Below are 19,516 nucleotides of genomic sequence, written 5' to 3'. Positions count from 1 at the left end.
TCTTTATCAAGCGACCAGGGGACGGGGATCTTTCAGGTATTGCTCGCGGATGGCCTTGGCCGACCAGTAGGTCAGCGCGCAAGCGAGGCCCGTCGGGTTGTAGCCGATGCCGACCGGGAACACGCTGGAGCCGACGGCAAACACGTTGTGCACGTCCCAGCTTTGCAGGTAGCGGTTGACGACGCTGGTCTTGCGGTCCGCGCCCATGGCCGTGCCGCCCGCCCAGTGCGTGGTCTGGTAGTTGCGCAAGTCGAGGTGGTCGCCCACGCTCTTGACGGAGACCTTGATCGATTCCGGATTCATGGCCTCGGCCACCTTCATCATCTTGTCGGTGACGAAACGGCTCATCTTGATGTCGTTTTCCTTCCAGTCGAAGGTAAAGCGCAGCAATTGCTGGCCATACTTGTCCGTGTAGGTGGGGTCGAGGTCGACATAGCAGTCGCGGTAAGTCATGTTGGCGCCGTGACAGTCGAACGACACCGTGTTCAGGTAGCTCTTCTTGACGGCCTTTTTCCAGGCCGCGCCCCAGGCGGGCGTGCCGTCCGGCGTGGCGATGCCGGAAATGGGCTTCGAGCCGGCCGGGTTGCACCAGGCGGGCGAGCCGCCCACGAAGCCCAGCGGGCCGTGGTCGAAATTGTCGCCATTCCAGTCATCGAGCGCGACACCGGTGCCGCCGGCGCCGATGAAGGGATTCGTGTTCGTGTCTTCCTTGAAGAAAGTCTGGATGGTGGACATCATCTGGTAGGCGATATTGCGCCCCACCACGCCTTCATTGCTGACGGGGTCGTATGGCTTGCCGATGCCCGATAGCAGGAACAGGTGCGCATTGTTGTAGGCAAACGCACTGGCGATGACCAGGTCGGCCGGTTGCTCGACGGCCTTGCCGTCCGCATTGATGTAGGTCACACCCGTGGCGCGTTTCTTGCTGCCGTCGAGGTTGATGCGCACGACGTTGCAATTGGCGCGCAGCTCGAAGTTCGCCACCATGCGCAGGGCCGGCATGATGTTGACGTTGGGCGACGCCTTCGAATAGTTGTAGCAGGCGTAGCCGGAGCAGAAACCGCAGAAGTTGCACGGGCCCATCTGGCAGCCGTACGGGTTCGTGTACGGGCCGGACGCGTTCGACGACGCGTTGACGAAGGGGTGATAGCCGACGGCCTTGGCCGCGCGGCGGAACAATTCTGCCGTGTACGGCACTTTTTGCGGCGCCAGCGCGTAATTGTCGGAGCGGTCGCCCTCGAACACATTGCCGTCGCCGACGACGATGCCGTTGACTTTATATGCCTGGCCCGAGGTGCCGAAGACTTTCTCGACGAAATCGAAGTGCGGCTCCAGCTCGGCGTAGGTCACGCCGAAGTCCTGGATCGTCATGCCTTCGGGAATGAATTTCTTGCCGTAGCGGCGTTCGTAGTGGCTGCGGATCTGCAGCTCTTCCGGTAAGACGCGCCAGTGCATGCCCGACCAGTGCAAGCCCGCGCCGCCCACGCCCGTGCCCGGCTTGAAGGCGCCGATCTGGCGGTACGGCACGGCCACGCCCGTGATGCTGTGGCGGAAGGTGAACGTGCTCTTCGACATGTCCTGGAACAGCTTGCTGCGCTGGATATACGTCAGCTCGTCGAGGGTCTTCGGATACGCGCCGTCGGGATAGGTGTCGCGGTACTCGCCCCGTTCCAGCGCGACCACGTTCAGGCCCGCTTCCGTCATTTCCTTGGCCATGATGGCGCCGGTCCAGCCGAAGCCCACAATCACGGCATCGACAGGCTTCATTTTTACATCGGGTTTGATATCACTCATGATGGTTTTTCTTTTTCTTTGATCTGCTACGAATAACTGAAAAGGTTCAGGGCAAGGCGCATTGCCGCAGGCAGTACGCTAGTACGACCAGGCAGTGCAACGCCGCCATGGACGTTTTCAGGCGATGGATACTGGAGGCAACGGGTATTTCTTGCCATACTGTTCCACCCAGTCCATGTAGTCGGCGCGGGCGCCAGGAAAGCCCACCATCTTCCAGGCCAGCATGTCCTTGTTACCGCCGTGCACGGGGTCGCAAAAATAACCTTCGCGCGTGTTTTGCAGCAGCTGGTTGAAAAAGATTTTCGACGGCACTGCGCCGATGTCCAGGGTGCCCTTTTGCAATTGCGTGATGACGGCGTCGCGCTCGGCCGCGTTCAGCTGGACGAAAGGCTTGCCGGACTGCTTGTTGACGGCCGCATTCACGCCGGCCAGGGCGCTCTGGTACAGCTCGCGCGGCGCCATGTGGAACTGGTAGCCGAACTGTTCGATCGAGGGCACGAACGGCCCCTGCATGTACCACAGCGCGCCATACGCGTAAGGCGTGTTCATCTGCGAATCGATGAATTCATGCGCGCCCGATTCCAGCGCGCCCGGCCCTTCGCCGTCGGCGGGAATCAGCCTGTCGACCAGTGCCGTCAAGGTGGCCCACTCGGTGGCGTCGAAAAAGCGCGGTTTGTAGGCCGGCTGGTCCTTGGAGACGGCCATGGCCAGGCCGCCGCCGGCGCCGGCCAGCAAGGCCACGGCAGGCGCGGCGCCGACGGCCTTGCGCAAGAAGTTACGCCGGTGGGGCGAAATCCCGATGATTTTCATAGGTTGTCCTCAGGCGGCGCGAGCCGCCACAGTGATGGATGTGGGAGTCAGAAAGAAAATGCGGGCACGCGCCGCTGAGATGGCAGATTTCACGTAGAGATGGCTGGGGTATCGCGGCGCGGCGCATCCGCCTGTCGGTTAATTGATCAAGATGATTGACAAGCGGTAGCTTTGCATTTACGGTGCGCATCGTACCATAATTAAAAGAAACATTCAGAGACAGGTGAGACGTGACTACAAAAGAGGCGCCGGTGCGTGGCCGCCCGCGCAAGGTGGGCGTGGAAGATGCGGTACTGGAAGCGATCGTCATGCTGGTGCGCCAGCATGGACTGGAGGCGGTGACGATACAGATGGTGGCCGACGCTGCCGGCGTGGGACGCCAGACGATCTACCGGCGCTGGCCGCGCCGCGAAGACATGCTGCTCGACGCGCTCGTCAAGCGCACGGCGGAAAAGCTGCAGCGCGCGCTCGACATGCCGGACGGCCAGGAAATCGAGGCGATCTGCGCGCGCATCTTCGACAACCTGAACGCCGATGGCCGCTTCACCTGCGATCTCTTGGTGCTGATCCACAATGATGCGGCGGCGCAACTGCGCTTTCGCGAGCAGATCGTCGCGCCGTGGATCACCCTGGTGGTGCAGCGCCTGGTCAACATCGGCGTGCGCGCCGATCTCGACCTGCGCCTGTTCGCCTTCATGCTGCAATCGGCGCTCGTGTACCAGATGCAACTGGGCGGCCAGCTCGACGATGCCCTGCAGGAGCGTTGCTGCCGCTTTATCCGCAGCATGCTGTAGATTAGCTGGCTATAATCGTGGCGAGTCCCATCACGTCACCATCAGAAAGCCAGCCCATGAGCCATGTATTTCCCGCCAGCCTGCAAGCGCCGCGCAGCCGTTTAAGCAGCAACGGTCCCGAACTGTCGCGCATCGTCGCCGGCATGTGGCGCATCGGCGAGTGGAATATGTCGGCGCAGCAGCGTTTGAGCTTCATCGAGCAATGCCTGGCGCTGGGCGTATCGAGTTTCGACCATGCCGATATCTATGGCGATTACAGCGCCGAAGGACTGTTCGGCGAAGCGCTGGCCCTGCAGCCGGGCTTGCGCGACAAGATGGAGCTGGTCAGCAAGTGCGGCATCAAGCTGCTCTCGCCGCACCGTCCCGGTCACGCCATCCAGCATTACGACACGAGCGCGGCGCACATCACCAGTTCCGTGGAACACAGCTTGCGCCAGTTGCAGACGGACCGCCTGGACCTGCTGCTGATCCACCGCCCCGACCCGCTGATGGATTTCGACGAAATCGCCGGCGCGTTTACCCAGCTACGGCAAGCGGGCAAGGTGCTGCACTTTGGCGTGTCGAATTTCAGCCGCCACCAGTTCGAATGCCTGCACCGGCGCTTCCCGCTGGTGACGAACCAGGTGGAATTTTCGCCGCTGCACGTGGCGCCCCTGTTCGACGAAACCTTCGACGGCTTGCAGGACGTGGGGGTGGCGCCGATGATCTGGTCGCCGCTGGCGGGCGGGCGCCTGTTCCAGGGCGGCGACGCGAATGTGGAGAACTTGCGTAATGTCATCAAGCAGATCGCCGACCAGCTGCAGCGCCCGTTTGCCAGCGTGGTGTTTGCGTGGATCATGCAATTGCCGAGCCGCCCCCTGCCGCTGACGGGCACGGGACGCATCGAAGCGGTGGGCGTGGCCGTGGAAGGCACGCAGTTCACGCTCAGCCGCAGCGACTGGTTCGCCATCCTGCGCGCCGCGCGCGGGCACGAGGTGGCCTGAGATTCAATCTATCTCATCCGGGTCGTTGAACACTTGAGGTAGCGCAATGCCGCGCCAGCCCAGGTGCCACGCCAGGTTGAGCAGCAGGGTGGCGGCGATGTAGACGGCGAAGAATAGCGCAAAGAAGCTCGTCTTCAGCCACACCAGCAGGGCGATGGCCACGATCAGCACCAGCAGCGCGGCCAGGCTTTTCTTTTGCTTGGAGCTGGGGAAACGCAAGGTCGACACCATCAGGCTGCCCACGCCGACCAGCAGCAGCATCAGCAGATAGCTGTGCAGCATGGAATCGATGGGCGCCGGCCACGCCACCACCACGGCCGCCACGCAGGCGGCGCCGGCCGTGATCGGCATGCCGACGAAATACAGGGGATCGGTGCGCCCCACATTCACATTGAAGCGCGCCAGACGCATGGCGCCGCACGCGACAAAGAAGAAGCTGGCCATGCCGCCAAAGCGCAGCAGCAGCGGATCGTGCACGCCCATCTGCACAAAACCGTAGCAATACAACAAGACGGCCGGGGCGCAGCCGAAATTCATCACGTCGGCGATGGAATCGAGCTGCACGCCGAACTGCGAGCTGGTCCCCGTCAGCCGGGCCACATAGCCGTCGAGCGCATCGAACACGCCGGCGAGCACCAGCAGCGCCGCCGCCAGGCGGTAGGCGTCCGCATCGCCGACTCCGGCGTTATCGACGGAAATGACGATGCTGGCAAAACCGCACGCTATCGAAAGCAAAGTCACCATGCTGGGCAAGGCGTATTTGGCGCGCTGCAGGCGCGACTTGGGCAATGTGTTCAAATTATGGGCAATCAAAGTAGCGGGATGAGGCAATGCAGCGGCAAACGCTGCGCTACGCTCATTCTACCCTGCGCAGCGGCGGCATCGTCCCCGCACGAGCGCGACATATCTTTTCATCGATGCTCTACGCGCTATCAAAATACCTTAGAATCGTTTTACAGGGCAGCACGCTGTCCGCCCACCTATACAGGAGTCGACTTGATTGCCTCGTCACTGCGTTGGAAATACTGGATACCCGCCCTGCTGAGCGCAGCCCTGCTGAGCGCCTGTGGCGGCGGCAGCGATAGCGGCAATACATCGCTGAGCACCTCGACCCCGGCCGGGCAACTGACGCAGGAGCCGGGCGCTCCCGTCCTCAGCAACAATATCGCCACCGATGGTTTCAACTGGTTCAATTACCGGCGCAGCCAGATCGGCCTGTCGCCGCTGGTGCGCAATAGCCTGATCGACAGCGCGGCCCTGGGCCATTCCAGCTATCTCAATCTCAACAGTACGGTGGCGCACGAGCAGGTGCAGGGCAAGCCCGGCTTCACGGGCGTCAAACTGGGCGACCGCCTGGCCAAGGCCGGCTACGTCGTCACCTCGCTGCAGGGCGAAGTCATCGCCGGCGCCAGCAACACGTCCGGTTTTTACCTGGCCGAAGAGCTGGTCACGGCCATCTATCACCGCTTCGTCATTTTCGAGCCGCTGTTCAAGGAAGGCGGCGCGGGCGCGGCCGTCAGCGGCAGCGGCTATGCGTATTTCACCACCGACCTGGCCGGCAACCGCAGCTATGGCCCCGGGCTGGCGGCGGGACAGATCGTCACCTATCCCTACAGCGGACAGCAGAAGGTGGCCGTCAGTTTCTCCAGCGATAACGAATCGCCCGATCCCGTGCCGAACCAGGACGTGGTCGGCTACCCGATCAGCGTGCATGCCAACTACGGCACGCCCGTCAGCGTGACGGCATTCAGCGTGCGCCAGCGCGGCGCCGCCACGGACCTGGCCGTGCGCCTGCTCACCAGCAGCAACGATGTGCATACGCCCGTTTCGGCCGCGTCCATCATCCCGCTGGCGGCCTTGAACGCGAACACCAGCTATGACGTGAGTTTCATCGGCAAAGTCAATGGCGCGGACGTCACGCAGAGCTGGTCATTCAGCACGCGCTAGGGCAGCTCGCCTTGCCAAGCGGGCGCAGCATCGAGGACGACTGGATGTAAAATGGTAGTTCCTGCTTTACAGCAATTGACAAGTTTTAGGGCGCTCTGCACAGCATGCTGAAACCACACGCCACTTGCGATGATGATGCCGCCGTTGCGGCATCCGACATGGTCCGCATTCTCGACGTCGAGAACGGACTGGGCCGCATTATGGGCGACCGCATCCTGTACCTGAAAATCCTGCGCCGCTTCCTGCATGACCACGGCACCACGCCGTGCCAGATCCGTGCCGAATTCGACACGGGCAACTACGCTTCCGCGCGCCTGAAGGCGCATACCCTGAAAGGCGCCGCCGGCATGATCGGCGCGCGCCACGTGCACGGCCTGGCGGCAACCCTGGAGTCGGCACTGCGCGCGCAGGCGCCCGACCTGGCCCAGCAGATGCTGCAGCTGGAACTGGCGCAGGATCAACTGCTCGGCGCGGTCAGCAGCATGCTGGGCACGCCGGAGGCAACCCACACGGCGGCGCAGGACGTGGCGCCCGACCCGGCCGCGCCCGCCATCCAGCTACTGCTGGCGCGCCTGGCCAGCCATCTGCGCGAAGGCGACGGCGCCGCCATCGACATCCTGGAAAACTCGGCCAGCCTGCTTGCCGCCAGCCTGGGCGTGAACGCCTACCAGGAAGTGGCAGCCGCCGCGCACGAGTTCGATTTCGACGGCGCCCTGGCGGCCCTGCTGCGGCGCCGCTAGCGCTCAGCCCGCTGCCGCTCAGCTGTTGTACTGCGCCTCTTCCGCATACGCCACGCAACAACTCTTGCAACAGAAGCGGCGCACGGCATCGAGCGGCTTGTCGCAGTACCAACATGCGCCTTTCGGCGGCAGCACTGCGATCAATTGCGACAGGGAAGGCAATGGCGGCGCCGCCATCCCCCTGCTTTCCACGACTTCCGGCTGTTCGCTGTCCATGGCGCTTCCTTTCCTGGCGGCACTTCAAGGCCGCTCAGCAAGATTACGTCAGCACAGTTTGAAGCCCATGACATTTCTCAACCGCGGCCACGCTTGCCCCATCGGCATCTCGAAATTTCCAAACGACAACGTTGTCACTTCACACTACAATCGGTATTCCGCTCACTTGCGCGCTCGCCATGAAACACATCCCCCTGCTGCTCTCCTGCCTGCTGCTCAGCGCCTGCGCCACGCGCACGCCCACCGCCTACACCCTCAATTCGGGTGCCGAACGCACGCCGGAACAACTGGCGGTGGTGTTCGAACACGCCGACCTGACCCTGCGCATCGATCCCGCCCGCCGCAGCATTGCCGGCGATGCGCGCCTGACCTTCCTGGCCACGCAGCCGATCTCGCGTTTCGCGCTGGACCTGGACCGCAACCTGCCCGTCGATGTCATCGAAATCGACGGCAAGGCGCTGCGGCCGCAAGACTATGCCAACCCGGACGGCCGCCTGAGCATGACCTTGCCGGCCACCCTCGCGGCAGGCGCGCGCACCAGCATCCGCATCGTCTACCACGGCGTGCCGCACGTCGCCGTGAAAGCGCCGTGGGATGGCGGCATGGTGTGGTCGAGCACCGCCGCTGGCGCGCCGTGGTTCGCCAGCGCCGTGCAAGGCGAAGGCTGCGACCTGTTCTGGCCGTGCATCGACCACCCGATGGGCAAGGCCCAGCTGATCGACCAGCACATTCAGGTACCGGCGCCGCTGGTGGCGGCCGGCAACGGCATCGCGCTCGGCATGGATGAGGCCGACGGCTGGCGCACCTGGCACTGGCGCGCCAAACACCCGAGCACCTATGGCATCGCCCTGAACGTGGCGCCCTACCATAGCCTGCAGGGCGAGTATGCGAGCCGCTACGGCAACCGCATCCCCCTGCAATTCTGGTACCTGCCGGAAAGCGAGGCCAAGGCGGGCGCCCTGTTCGCGGAATTGCCGCCCATGCTAGATTTTTTTGAAAACGTCATCGGCCCCTACCCGTTTGGCGATGAGAAAGTCGGCATCGCCGAAACCCCGCACAAGGGCATGGAACACCAGACCATCAATGCCTATGGGAACAAATTCGCCAAGACCAGCTATGGCTACGACGAGCTGTTGCAACATGAATTCGCCCATGAATGGTTCGGCAACCAGCTCACCAACAGCAACTGGGACGATATGTGGCTGCACGAAGGCTTCGGCACGTATATGCAGCCGCTCTACATGCAGTACCTGCGGGGCGAGCAAGAGTATTTTGCTTCGTTGCAGCAAATGCGCGCCGGCATCGTCAACAAGGCGCCCATGGTTTCGGGCAAGCCGAGAAGCGAGGAAGAAGTCTACGACCAGAAAAAGGGCGGACCGGGCGGCGACCTGTATGTGAAAGGGGCGCTGGTGCTGCACACCTTGCGCGGCCTGATCGGCGACGAGGCCTTCTTCCGCGCCGTGCGCCTGCTCGTCTACGGCACGGAACAGCCGCAGCCGGGCCAGTTCCAGCCGCGCTACGGCAGCACGGCGGAATTCATGGCCATCGTCAACAAAGTCACGGACAGCAATTACGACTGGTTCTTCCAGGTTTATCTGTACCAGGCGGCATTGCCGGAACTGTCCGCCGTGCGCGACGGCGACACCTTGCGCCTGCTATGGAAGACGCCTGCCGACATCGCCTTCCCGATGCCGGTGGAAGTGCGTATCGGCAAAGAAATCCATACCGTTCCCATGTCGCTGGGCTTTGGCGAACTGCCCCTGCCGGCGGGCGCCACGTACACGCTCGACCCGCACTCGCGCGTGCTGCGCCGCGCCGAGCATATCGAGGCGTTCCAGAAGTTCAAGGAAGAACAGGCAAAGGGGAAGAAAGGGTAGCAAAACCTGGGGTCAGACCCCCTCGCACCTGAGCGATGACCTTTGTGTTAGCGGTGTTGAGGGTCTGACCCCGGCCTTTCCGCCGTTCGGACTTATTTCCGAAAACTCCTGACCGCGTCATTGGCATTCTCGGCAATGACTTTTTGCAGCTTAGGCTGCTTCGCGTATTTCACGCGCAAGCGCTTCCACTGCCGCTGCGCCTGGCCGCACGAGCTGGCCACGGCCTGCGTGATCTCGCGCTGGCGCGCCTTGTCGTTATCGTCCCATTCGCCGGCGAAGTGCTCGCACATCTGCGCATTTTCGACGAATTTCGCCACGTCCTGCGGCAACTTTTCCTGCGCACCGGCCAGCAGGGGCAGGCAGGCGAACATGACGGCGAGCACCAGCTTCATCCGATTCTCCTTATTTGCCGATGCAGAAACGGCTGAAGATCACGCCCAGCAGATCGTCGGGCGAAAACTCGCCCGTGATGCTCGACAGCTGCACCTGCGCCAGGCGCAGTTCTTCGGCGAACAGGTCCAGTGACTGGTCGTCCTGCGCCGCGTGCGCGGCGGCGATATCCAGATGCTTGCCGGCCGATTTCAAGGCGATCAGATGGCGTTCGCGCGCCAGGTACAGCGATTCGCCCGTCTGCTGCCAGCCGGCGATGCGCAGGAGCTCGGCACGCAGCAGGTCGATGCCGATGTGCTCGTGCGCGGAGAGATACACGTGGGTGGCATCGGGCATGTTGTCGACGCCGGGCTTGTGGCCGGACAGGTCAATCTTGTTCCACACGCGCACCACGGGCACGCCTTCCGGGAAGGCGGCGACGATGGTTTCATCGGCCAGCGTCGGGCCGTGGTCGGCGTCGAGCAGGTGCAAAATCACGTCCGCCTTGCCGATCTCGCCCCAGGTGCGCTCGATGCCGATGCGCTCGACGGCGTCGATGGTGTCGCCCGCGCTGCGGATGCCGGCCGTGTCGATGATGTTGAGCGGAATGCCCTCGATCTGGATGGTTTCGCTGACCTTGTCGCGCGTGGTGCCGGCGATCGGCGTGACGATGGCCACGTCGGCGCCCGCCAGCGCGTTCAGCAGCGACGATTTACCCACGTTCGGCTGGCCGGCCAGCACCACGTTCAAGCCTTCGCGCAGCAGCGCGCCCTGCGCCGCCTGGGCAAACACTTTATGCAAGGCTGCGATGACGGCCTTCAACTGGCCGCGCGCATTCGATTTTTCCAGGAAGTCGATTTCCTCTTCCGGGAAATCCAGGGTGGCCTCGACCAGCATCCTTAAACCCGTCACCTGTTCCACCAGCGCGTGGATGGTGTTCGAGAACGCACCCGACAGCGATTGCGAGGCGGACTTGGCGGCCGCTTCCGTGGAAGCGTCGATCAGGTCGGCCACGGCTTCGGCTTGCGCCAGATCCAGCTTGTCATTCAAAAACGCGCGGCGCGTGAATTCGCCCGGTTCGGCCAGGCGCAGACCGCTGTCCTTGCCCGCTTCCAGCACGCGCGCCAGCAGCAGCTGCAGCACGATAGGGCCGCCGTGGCCCTGCAATTCCAGCACGTCTTCGCCCGTGTAGGAATGCGGGCCCTTGAAGTGGATGGCGATGCCCTGGTCGATGATGCTGCCATCGGCTTCCGTGAACGGCAGATAGGTGGCGTGGCGCGGTTTCAGCGTTTGCGCGCCGAACAGGGCCGTCATCAGCGGGGCGAGATTTTTGCCGGAGGCGCGTACCACGCCGATGCCGCCGCGTCCGGGAGCGGTGGCGATGGCGGCGATAGGGGAAGAGTCGAGTTTCATGGGGATATTGTAATAGGTACGGCAAGGGAAGGTGCAGCAACGTAGGTCGGCTTAGCGCGCAGCGCGTAAGCCGACGCAGCACACGCTGGCGATAGTGTCGGATTACGCGTGGCCTTGCCACGCTAATCCGACCTACAAGAATTAAAAAGCCCGCACTAGGCGGGCTTTTACTTCGCTAACCCTGCTTACACAGTGGACGGCGCGTATTTCTTGGTGATCACCCATTGCTGGCCGATCGACAGGACGTTGTTGACGACCCAGTAGAGTACCAGGCCCGACGGGAAGAAGAAGAACATCACCGAGAATGCCAGTGGCATGAACAGCATCATCTTCGCTTGCATCGGATCGGCCGGGGCCGGGTTCAGCTTGGTCGTGATGTACATCGAGATCGCGTACAGCACCGGCAGGATGCACCATGGGTCATGCTGGGCCAGGTCGGTGATCCAGCCGATCCATGGCGCGCCGCGGATTTCCACGGACGCGTTCAGCACCCAGTACAGGGCGATAAAGACGGGCATCTGGATCAGGATCGGCAGGCAGCCGCCCAGCGGATTGATCTTTTCCGTCTTGTACAGCTCCATCGTGGCCTGGTTCATCTTTTGCGGATCGCCCTTGTAGCGCTCGCGGATCGCCTGCATCTTCGGCGTGACCAGTTTCATCTTCGCCATGCTGCGGTAGCCGGCGGCCGACAGGGGGAAGAACGCCAGCTTGATCAGGATCGTGAAGGCGATGATGGTCCAGCCCCAGTTACCGAGCACGCTGTGGATGTGTTCCATGACCCAGAAGATCGGCTTGGCGATGATGGTCAGCCAGCCGTAATCCTTGACCAGTTCCAGGCCGGGCGAAACGGCTTCCAGCAGGTGCGCGATTTGCGGACCCGAGTACAGCTTGCTGTCCATGCTGGCCGAGGCGCCTGGCGCCAGGGTCGGCAATGGCAGCACGTTGCCGATGGCGTACAGGTTGGTGTCGAGCTTTTTCGTGAAGATGTCGCGCTTGACGTTTTCTGGCGGGACGAAGGCCGACACGAAGAAGTGTTGCGAAATCGCAAACCAGCCGCCATTCGCCGATTGCGGATGCAGGCCCTTCATGGCGTTGTCGTTGCCCTTCTTCTCATCTTCCACGGCCGCTTTTTCGATCTTCTCGAACGTCATCTTCTGGTACTTGTCCTGCGGCGTGTACAGGGTAGGACCGGTGAAGCTGCTGTTGAAGAACGAGTCGCCGACCGGCTTGTTGCCGTCATGCGTCAGTTGCAGGTACAGCTGCGGCGTGACGGGCGCGGCGCCCACGTTGGCCACGTCGTGGCGCACGTCGATGACGTAGTCGCCGCGCTTGAAGGTAAACGTCTTGGTCAGCTTGACGCCGCCTTCGACCGCTTCCATGACCAGCTGGATTTGCTTTCCGTCCGCCAGGGTGCGTACGCCAGGCTGTACGGTAAAGCCCGTGTTATGCGTGGGGAAAGGACCGCCGACCAGGCCCGACTGCGCCAGGTAGGTGTGGTTGGCGCCGACGTCGAACAGCACTTCGTTTTGCTTGCCTTCGTCAGGCTGGCACCATTTGAACAGGCCGAAGCAGCCGCCGAACCAGCCCGGATTGCCCGCGCCCTTGAATTTCAGCAATTCCAGACGCTTGACCTGGCCGCCCAGGGTGTCGATATCGACCTTGATGACGTCGGTGGTGATGGTAATCACTTCGCGCTTGAACGCGGCGGGATCGGTCGCTTCGCCAGGCACGGCGCTCGCGCCGGCAGGCGCCAGGGCGGCCGTCTTGGCCGGGGTGACAGGCGCCTTGGCGGTTTGTTCCGTGTTCGCGGAGAACATCGACGGCTTGCCGTTCGAGATCATCCATTCGTTCCAGAGAATTACCAGCGAGACGGAAAACACGATCCACAGGATGGTACGTTTATTGATATCCATTAGGGTATTTGTCAGGAGTGGTTGCAACCGCAAGCGGTCGTTGAAGATTGTTTGCCATCGGCCGGCGGCACCGGGTCGACGCCCCCTTCATTCCAGGGGTGGCAACGGCACAGGCGCTTGGCAGCCAGCAGGCTGCCCTTGGCCGTACCGTGCACGCGCAGCGCTTCCATCGCGTAATGCGAACAGCTCGGATAGAAACGGCAATTCTGTCCCAGCATGGGGCTGATCAGCAACTGATAAGCGCGCAGCAGGAACAGCAGCAGGGTTTTCATGGCGCGGATGGTGGTGGCGCAGCAACAGAACGGGCCTGGGCGGCGATTTGCGCCGCGAACAGGCGGCTCAATTCTTCACGCAGCTCGGCTTTGAGCCGGGTCGTGGTGGCCGGGCCATCCTTGCTGTTGACGGCGCGCGACAAACGCACCACGCAGTCGACCGGCGGCATCGCGCTGTTGCGAAACAGCTCGCGCGTGACGCGCTTGATCGTGTTGCGGGTCGCCGCGCGCGGCGCGAAACGCTTGGCCACAACGACGCCCAGCCGCGCATGCGGCAATTGATTGTGTCGGGTGTACAGCACAAAATGCGCTGTTTTTTGCGAAGGGCGCAAACGAAAAACGGATGAAAATTCATCCGTTTTAACGATACGCCGAAAGCGCGCGAAGTCGTGTGAACCTTCGCGTTGATTGCCGACTGGAGTACAGCTAGCCACGCGATCAGCTGTCAACGACAAGCCTAGACGGCCAGACGTTTGCGGCCCTTTGCGCGACGTGCGTTGAGCACATCACGGCCACCACGGGTAGCCATACGAGCGCGGAAGCCGTGCGTACGCTTGCGGCGAACGACGGAAGGTTGGTAAGTACGTTTCATGTTGGTCTCGCTAAAAACAAAAAAAATGCAAAATCGGGTCTGACGTCCCGTCAGTTTTTGGTGCCAATGACAATCGCGCACTTATGCCAAGGCACAAGCTGGCCAATCTCATCGCCCGCTTAATCCACGCTTAGTCCATATTGTCGTTCCAAATGAATAAACACGGAATACGGGCGGGGAACCCTGAATTATTCAGCATATGCCCCCCTCTTGTCAAGGATTGCCGTGATCGCCAGGAAATTTGCGCGCAGCTCTCCGCCGGCGCCGCAGGCCGCGCCAGCACTGCCTGTGACGGGATAACCGGGGGATAAGTCGCTTCTTATACACACGGCGCCCCACCCCGCCACACAAAAATAAGCGTCGTGCCTGTGGATAACTTTGGCAGTCGGGAGTAGAATAGCGCGTTACGTGTGGCGAGCCCTCGCGCGACGCCGGCCTTGCAACACGGTGACCGCAGGGCAGAATCGATACGCCCTCCCACACCTTTTCACATAGACATACATGGATAATTTCTGGCAGGCCTGTTCCGCGCAGTTGGAACTGGAGCTGACACCGCAACAATTCAGTGCGTGGATCAAACCGCTTATCCCTCTCGATTACGAAGAGGGCAAGCTGCGCATTGCTGCGCCCAATCGCTTCAAGCTCGATTGGGTCAAGACCCAGTTCGCCAGCCGCATCACGGCGCTGGCCATACAGTATTTCGAAGCGCCGACGGAAGTGCAGTTCGTGCTCGACCCGCGCCTGGCCCTGCCGAAAAAGCCAGTCACCGCCAGCACCCCGGCCAGCGATCCGAATGGCGGCGCGCCCAGCGCGCGCCCGGCGGAACCGCAGCCCAGCGTGCCGGAACTGAGCATCGGCGCCGCGCCGCGCCGTGAGCAGAGCCGCATCAACACCGACCTGACCTTCGACAGCTTCGTGACCGGCAAGGCCAACCAGCTGGCGCGCGCCGCCGCCATCCAGGTGGCGAACAATCCGGGCGTGTCGTATAACCCGCTGTTCTTCTACGGCGGCGTCGGCCTGGGCAAGACCCACTTGATCCACGCCATCGGCAACCAGGTAATGGCCGACAATCCGGGCGCGAAAATCCGCTACATCCACGCGGAACAGTACGTTCGCGACGTAGTGACCGCTTACCAGCGCAAGGGTTTCGACGATTTCAAGCACTACTATCACTCGCTCGACATGCTGCTGATCGATGATATCCAGTTCTTTGGCGGCAAGAGCCGCACGCAGGAAGAGTTTTTCTATGCGTTCGAGGCATTAATTGCTGCGAAGAAACAGATCATCATCACCTCGGATACCTATCCGAAGGAAATCACGGGCATGGACGACCGCCTGATTTCGCGCTTCGACTCGGGCCTGACGGTGGCCATCGAACCGCCGGAACTGGAAATGCGCGTGGCGATTCTGTTGAAAAAAGCCAAGCAGGAAGGCGTGACCTTCTCCGACGACGTGGCCTTCTTTGTCGCCAAGCACCTGCGCTCGAACGTGCGCGAGCTGGAAGGCGCGCTGCGCAAAATTCTGGCGTATTCGCGCTTCCATGGCAAAGACATCACCATCGATATCGTCAAGGAAGCCCTGAAGGACTTGCTGTCGGTGCAGAACCGCCAGATTTCCGTGGAAAACATCCAGAAAACCGTGGCCGACTTCTTCAATATCAAGGTTGCCGACATGTATTCGAAGCGCCGCCCCGCGAATATCGCCCGGCCGCGCCAGATCGCCATGTACCTGGCCAAGGAATTGACGCAGAAGAGCCTGCCGGAAATCGGCGAGCTGTTCGGCGGCCGCGACCACACCACGGTGCTGCATGCCGTGCGCAAGATCGCGCTGGACCGCACCAAGAATCCGGAATGCAACCATGAATTGCATGTACTGGAACAAACCTTGAAGGGTTAAGAACACCTGACCAAACCTGCTGCGCGTCGCGCTTTGCGGCCTCCGATGCTCGCTGTGCTCAAGCACAGCTCCGCGTCTCGGCCACAACTCACTGCCGCTCGCTACGGTTTTGTCAGGCGTTGCAAGCACGACTGGGCAAGACTGGCTCAAAACGTGCTTTACCCTTATTATCTGGGAGGGCGCCGCAGCCGGTCTGTCGGGGCTCCCCATGGCAAGAATTGTTAAATTAATACGTTAAACGTCGTACTGTTCAACCTATACATTGAGGATAAATATGCAATTGGTCAAAACCACCCGAGATACCCTTCTCCGGCCACTGCAGATCGTGAGCGGTATTGTCGAGCGTCGGCACACTATGCCGATTCTGGCCAATATCCTCATCCGCAAAGACGGTGAAAATGTCTCCTTCCTGTCGACCGACACCGAAGTGCAGATCACCACGCACGCGGAAATCGGTTCCGGCGCGGACGTCACCGGCACCACCGTGGCCGCGCGCAAGCTGCTCGACATCCTGCGCGCCCTGCCCGAATCGGGCGACGTCACGATGACCCTGCTGAACAAGCGCCTGACCGTGCAAACGGGCAAGTCGCGCTTCGCCCTGCAAACCCTGGCAGCGGAAGAGTTTCCAACCGTGCAACAAGCGGAAAGCTACAACGCGTCCGTCACCCTGCCCCAGAAAACGCTGAAACACCTGTTCAACATGGTGCATTTCTCGATGGCGCAGCAAGACATCCGCTATTACCTGAACGGCTTGCTGCTGGTTCTGGATGGCAATAATGTCATCGCCGTGGCCACCGACGGCCACCGCCTGGCGTTTTGCCAGGTCGCCACCGAGCAGACGTTCGCGCGCCAGGAAGTGATTATCCCGCGCAAGACCATCATCGAACTGCAGCGCCTGCTGGAAGAGAACGATGAGCCGGTGCAGCTGGACATCGCCGCCAACCAGGTGAAACTGACCTTTGCCGACATCGAGCTGATCTCGAAGCTGGTGGAAGGCAAGTTCCCCGACTACACGCGCGTGATTCCTAAAGGCTACAAGAACGACTTCACCATCGGCCGCGATGAACTGCTGCGCTCGCTGCAACGTGCCGCCATCATGACCAGCGACAAGTTCAAGGGCGTGCGCTGCATCATCACCCCGGGCAGCATGAAGATCAGCTCGACCAATGCGGACCAGGAAGAAGCCGTCGAAGAGCTGGAAATCGACTACGGCGGCGACTCCGTCGACATCGGCTTCAATGTGACGTATCTGCTGGACGTGCTGAACAACCTGAAATGCGAGTACGTCAACATCGCGCTGGGCGACTCAAATTCGTCCGCCCTGATCTCCATCCCGGACAATGCCGACTTCAAATATGTCGTCATGCCGATGCGGATCTAAAGACCACAGCAGTGACGTAGGTCGGATGAGCGCAGCGTCATCCGACATGCTGAGCGCCGTCTGTCGGGTTACGCCGTTCCGGCTAACCCGACCTACGGTCATCAGCCAGCAGCCCCGAATCAATCAGCAATCGTTATTTGAGAAAGCAGTCCATGTCCGAGAATCCACAAGACACCCCGATCCAGGCCAAAACGGAAGAATACGGCGCCGCCTCCATCCAGATCCTGGAAGGCCTGGAAGCCGTACGCAAACGCCCGGGCATGTACATTGGCGACACCTCGGACGGCACCGGCTTGCACCATCTGGTATTCGAAGTGCTGGACAACTCCATCGATGAATCGCTGGCCGGTCACTGCACGGAAATCCACGTCACCATCCACAGCGACAATTCGATCTCGATCACCGACAATGGCCGCGGCGTGCCGACCGGCCTGAAAATGGACGACAAGCACGATCCGAAGCGTTCCGCTGCGGAAATCGTCATGACCGAACTGCACGCGGGCGGCAAGTTCGACCAGAACTCCTATAAAGTATCGGGCGGTTTGCACGGCGTGGGTGTATCCTGCGTCAATGGTCTGTCGAAATTGCTGAAACTGACCATCCGCCGCGACGGCAAGGTCCACTACATGGAATTCGTGCGCGGCGTGCCGCAAGACCGCCAGATCGTCATGGCCGGCGACGTCGCGACGTCGCCGATCAAGGTCATCGGCGAGACGGACAAGCGCGGCACGGAAGTGCATTTCTGGGCCGACGAAGAGATTTTCACGCACGTGGAATTCCACTACGAAATCCTGGCCAAGCGCATCCGCGAACTGTCCTTCCTGAACAACGGCGTCAACATCAAGCTGTCCGACCAGCGCACGGGCAAGGAAGAAGTGTTCGCCTTCGAAGGCGGCACGCGCGGCTTTGTCGAATACATCAACAAGGCCAAGTCGGTCTTGCACCCGACCATTTTCCAGGCCACGGGCGAGCGCCTGTCGGACCAGGGCACCAACATCACGGTCGATGTGTCGATGCAGTGGAACGATGCCTACAATGAACAGGTATTGTGCTTTACGAATAACATCCCGCAACGCGACGGCGGCACCCACCTGACGGGCTTGCGCGCCGCCATGACGCGCGTGATCAACAAATACATCGACGAGCAGGAATTCGCCAAGAAGGCGAAAGTGGAAATCAACGGCGACGACATGCGCGAAGGCCTGACCTGCGTCTTGTCCGTGAAAGTGCCGGAACCGAAATTCTCGTCGCAGACGAAAGACAAGCTGGTGTCGTCGGAAGTGCGCGGCCCTGTCGAAGAGATCGTCGCCAAGACCCTGGCAGATTACCTGCAAGAAAAACCGAACGACGCCAAGATCATTTGCGGCAAGATCGTCGAAGCGGCGCGCGCCCGCGAAGCGGCCCGCAAGGCCCGCGACCTGACGCGCCGCAAAGGCATCATGGACGGCCTGGGCCTGTCGGCCAAGCTGGCCGACTGCCAGGAAAAAGACCCTGCCCTGTCCGAACTGTACATCGTCGAGGGTGACTCGGCAGGCGGCTCGGCAAAACAGGGGCGCGACCGCAAGTTCCAGGCGATCCTGCCGCTGCGCGGTAAAGTCTTGAACGTGGAAAAAGCCCGTTTCGAAAAAATGCTGTCGTCGGAGCAGATCACCACCCTGATCGCCACCCTCGGCACCTCGATCGGACCGGACGAATTCAACGTCGAAAAGCTGCGCTACCACCGCATCATCATCATGACCGATGCGGACGTCGACGGCGCCCACATCCGTACCCTGTTGCTGACCCTGTTCTACCGCCAGATGCCGCAACTGGTCGAGCGCGGCCACATCTACATCGCGCAACCGCCGCTGTACAAGGTGAAAGCGGGCCGCGACGAGCGCTATCTGAAAGATGACGCCGAGGAAGCAAGCTACATGATGACGGTAGCGCTGAACACGGCCGTGCTGGTGCCGCGCGAAGGCGCGGAAGGCATTTCCGGCGACGCCCTGACGGAACTGGTGCGCAAGTTCAACCTGTCGAACACCATCATGACGCGTCTGACGCGCGTCATCGACCGCGCCGCCCTGACGGCCATCATGACGGGCGTGCAGCTGGACCTGTCGACCCTGGACCAGGCGGAAGCTTCCGCCCTGGCCCTGCAGACGGCCATCAACGACAGCGCCGTGCGCGTGCACGTGCGTTCCGATGATTTGTCGGAAAAACACAAGCTGCACATCGAACGCATGCACCACGGCAACGTCAAAGTGACGGCCATCGACGCCGACTTCGTGCAAGGCCCGGACTACGCCGTGCTGAGCAGCGGCGCCGCCACCTTCGAAGGCTTGATCGGTGAAGGCGCGTTCGTGCGCCGCGGCGAAGGCGAGCGCATGAAGGAAATCGCCGTGGTCGACTTCCACCAAGCCATGCAATGGCTGCGCGACGAAGCCGAACGCACCGTCTCGAAACAGCGCTACAAAGGTCTGGGCGAAATGAACCCGGACCAGCTGTGGGAAACGACGATGGACCCGACCGTCCGCCGC

General features: G+C 61.7%; 18 protein-coding genes. 8 read left to right on the top strand and 10 right to left on the bottom strand.

The window, feature by feature from the left end; all coding sequences use genetic code 11:
- Positions 1-6: 6 nt before the first annotated feature.
- Together AC0V2Y_RS09960 and AC0V2Y_RS09955 are read right to left on the bottom strand one after the other, a co-directional pair.
- Positions 7-1,794, bottom strand: a complete 1,788-nt coding sequence (locus AC0V2Y_RS09960; protein WP_475415120.1) for a GMC family oxidoreductase — start codon at positions 1,792-1,794, stop codon at positions 7-9.
- Between the two features lie 117 nt (positions 1,795-1,911).
- The gene (locus tag AC0V2Y_RS09955) at positions 1,912-2,604 is read right to left on the bottom strand and encodes a gluconate 2-dehydrogenase subunit 3 family protein (RefSeq protein WP_475415121.1); all 693 of its coding nucleotides are present in this window, start codon (positions 2,602-2,604) and stop codon (positions 1,912-1,914) included.
- Positions 2,605-2,834: 230 nt separating this feature from the next.
- Between AC0V2Y_RS09955 and AC0V2Y_RS09950 the strand changes: the two genes are divergently transcribed.
- Positions 2,835-3,398, top strand: a complete 564-nt coding sequence (locus tag AC0V2Y_RS09950) for a TetR/AcrR family transcriptional regulator (protein WP_475415122.1) — start codon at positions 2,835-2,837, stop codon at positions 3,396-3,398.
- Positions 3,399-3,454: 56 nt separating this feature from the next.
- On the top strand, positions 3,455-4,381 hold the full coding sequence (locus AC0V2Y_RS09945; RefSeq protein WP_475415123.1) for an aldo/keto reductase: 927 nt from the start codon (positions 3,455-3,457) through the stop codon (positions 4,379-4,381).
- 3 nt (positions 4,382-4,384) lie between these two features.
- On the opposite strand, the gene pssA is transcribed toward AC0V2Y_RS09945, so the two are convergent.
- The gene (gene pssA / locus AC0V2Y_RS09940) at positions 4,385-5,170 is read right to left on the bottom strand and encodes a CDP-diacylglycerol--serine O-phosphatidyltransferase (RefSeq protein ID WP_475415132.1); all 786 of its coding nucleotides are present in this window, start codon (positions 5,168-5,170) and stop codon (positions 4,385-4,387) included.
- Between the two features lie 207 nt (positions 5,171-5,377).
- On the opposite strand from pssA, the gene AC0V2Y_RS09935 reads away from it, so the two are divergent.
- Positions 5,378-6,328, top strand: a complete 951-nt coding sequence (locus tag AC0V2Y_RS09935) for a CAP domain-containing protein (RefSeq protein WP_475415124.1) — start codon at positions 5,378-5,380, stop codon at positions 6,326-6,328.
- Positions 6,329-6,486: 158 nt separating this feature from the next.
- A complete protein-coding gene (locus AC0V2Y_RS09930; RefSeq protein WP_475415125.1) occupies positions 6,487-7,068 on the top strand; it encodes an Hpt domain-containing protein in 582 nt (193 codons plus the stop codon).
- 18 nt (positions 7,069-7,086) lie between these two features.
- On the opposite strand, the gene AC0V2Y_RS09925 is transcribed toward AC0V2Y_RS09930, so the two are convergent.
- Positions 7,087-7,284: a hypothetical protein gene (locus AC0V2Y_RS09925; RefSeq protein ID WP_475415126.1), complete on the bottom strand. Its 198-nt coding sequence runs from the start codon at positions 7,282-7,284 to the stop codon at positions 7,087-7,089.
- A 179-nt stretch (positions 7,285-7,463) separates the two neighbouring features.
- Between AC0V2Y_RS09925 and AC0V2Y_RS09920 the strand changes: the two genes are divergently transcribed.
- Positions 7,464-9,161 (top strand): M1 family metallopeptidase, encoded by a 1,698-nt coding sequence (locus tag AC0V2Y_RS09920; RefSeq protein ID WP_475415127.1) that lies wholly within the window; start codon positions 7,464-7,466, stop codon positions 9,159-9,161.
- Between the two features lie 92 nt (positions 9,162-9,253).
- On the opposite strand, the gene AC0V2Y_RS09915 is transcribed toward AC0V2Y_RS09920, so the two are convergent.
- The 6 genes from AC0V2Y_RS09915 to rpmH all read right to left on the bottom strand — a co-directional run bounded on the left by AC0V2Y_RS09915 (position 9,254) and on the right by rpmH (position 13,720).
- Positions 9,254-9,553: a hypothetical protein gene (locus tag AC0V2Y_RS09915; RefSeq protein WP_475415128.1), complete on the bottom strand. Its 300-nt coding sequence runs from the start codon at positions 9,551-9,553 to the stop codon at positions 9,254-9,256.
- A 10-nt stretch (positions 9,554-9,563) separates the two neighbouring features.
- Positions 9,564-10,943: a tRNA uridine-5-carboxymethylaminomethyl(34) synthesis GTPase MnmE gene (gene mnmE, locus AC0V2Y_RS09910; protein ID WP_475415129.1), complete on the bottom strand. Its 1,380-nt coding sequence runs from the start codon at positions 10,941-10,943 to the stop codon at positions 9,564-9,566.
- Positions 10,944-11,128: 185 nt separating this feature from the next.
- Entirely contained in the window at positions 11,129-12,856 is a 1,728-nt protein-coding gene (gene yidC / locus AC0V2Y_RS09905) for a membrane protein insertase YidC (protein WP_475415130.1), read from the bottom strand.
- Between the two features lie 11 nt (positions 12,857-12,867).
- The gene (gene yidD / locus AC0V2Y_RS09900; RefSeq protein WP_034754335.1) at positions 12,868-13,128 is read right to left on the bottom strand and encodes a membrane protein insertion efficiency factor YidD; all 261 of its coding nucleotides are present in this window, start codon (positions 13,126-13,128) and stop codon (positions 12,868-12,870) included.
- Positions 13,125-13,577, bottom strand: a complete 453-nt coding sequence (gene rnpA / locus AC0V2Y_RS09895) for a ribonuclease P protein component (protein ID WP_081922828.1) — start codon at positions 13,575-13,577, stop codon at positions 13,125-13,127. The genes yidD and rnpA overlap by 4 nt, the downstream gene beginning before the upstream one ends.
- A gap of 8 nt (positions 13,578-13,585) precedes the next feature.
- Positions 13,586-13,720 (bottom strand): 50S ribosomal protein L34, encoded by a 135-nt coding sequence (rpmH, locus tag AC0V2Y_RS09890; protein ID WP_010401996.1) that lies wholly within the window; start codon positions 13,718-13,720, stop codon positions 13,586-13,588.
- A 501-nt stretch (positions 13,721-14,221) separates the two neighbouring features.
- Here rpmH and dnaA point away from each other — a divergent pair.
- From dnaA to AC0V2Y_RS09875, 3 genes are all read left to right on the top strand, one after another.
- Positions 14,222-15,616: a chromosomal replication initiator protein DnaA gene (gene dnaA, locus AC0V2Y_RS09885; protein ID WP_070224767.1), complete on the top strand. Its 1,395-nt coding sequence runs from the start codon at positions 14,222-14,224 to the stop codon at positions 15,614-15,616.
- A gap of 274 nt (positions 15,617-15,890) precedes the next feature.
- Complete coding sequence (gene dnaN / locus AC0V2Y_RS09880; protein ID WP_034754341.1) at positions 15,891-16,997, top strand: DNA polymerase III subunit beta; 1,107 nt, start codon at positions 15,891-15,893, stop codon at positions 16,995-16,997.
- A gap of 152 nt (positions 16,998-17,149) precedes the next feature.
- The coding region (locus tag AC0V2Y_RS09875) for a DNA gyrase subunit B (protein ID WP_475418335.1) at positions 17,150-19,516 on the top strand (2,367 nt) is incomplete at its 3' end.

It is taken from the genome of Janthinobacterium sp. BHSEK (assembly GCF_056174685.1).
The sequence above is the reverse complement of the archived record's forward strand: the minus strand, read 5'-3'. Positions and strand labels throughout refer to the sequence as shown.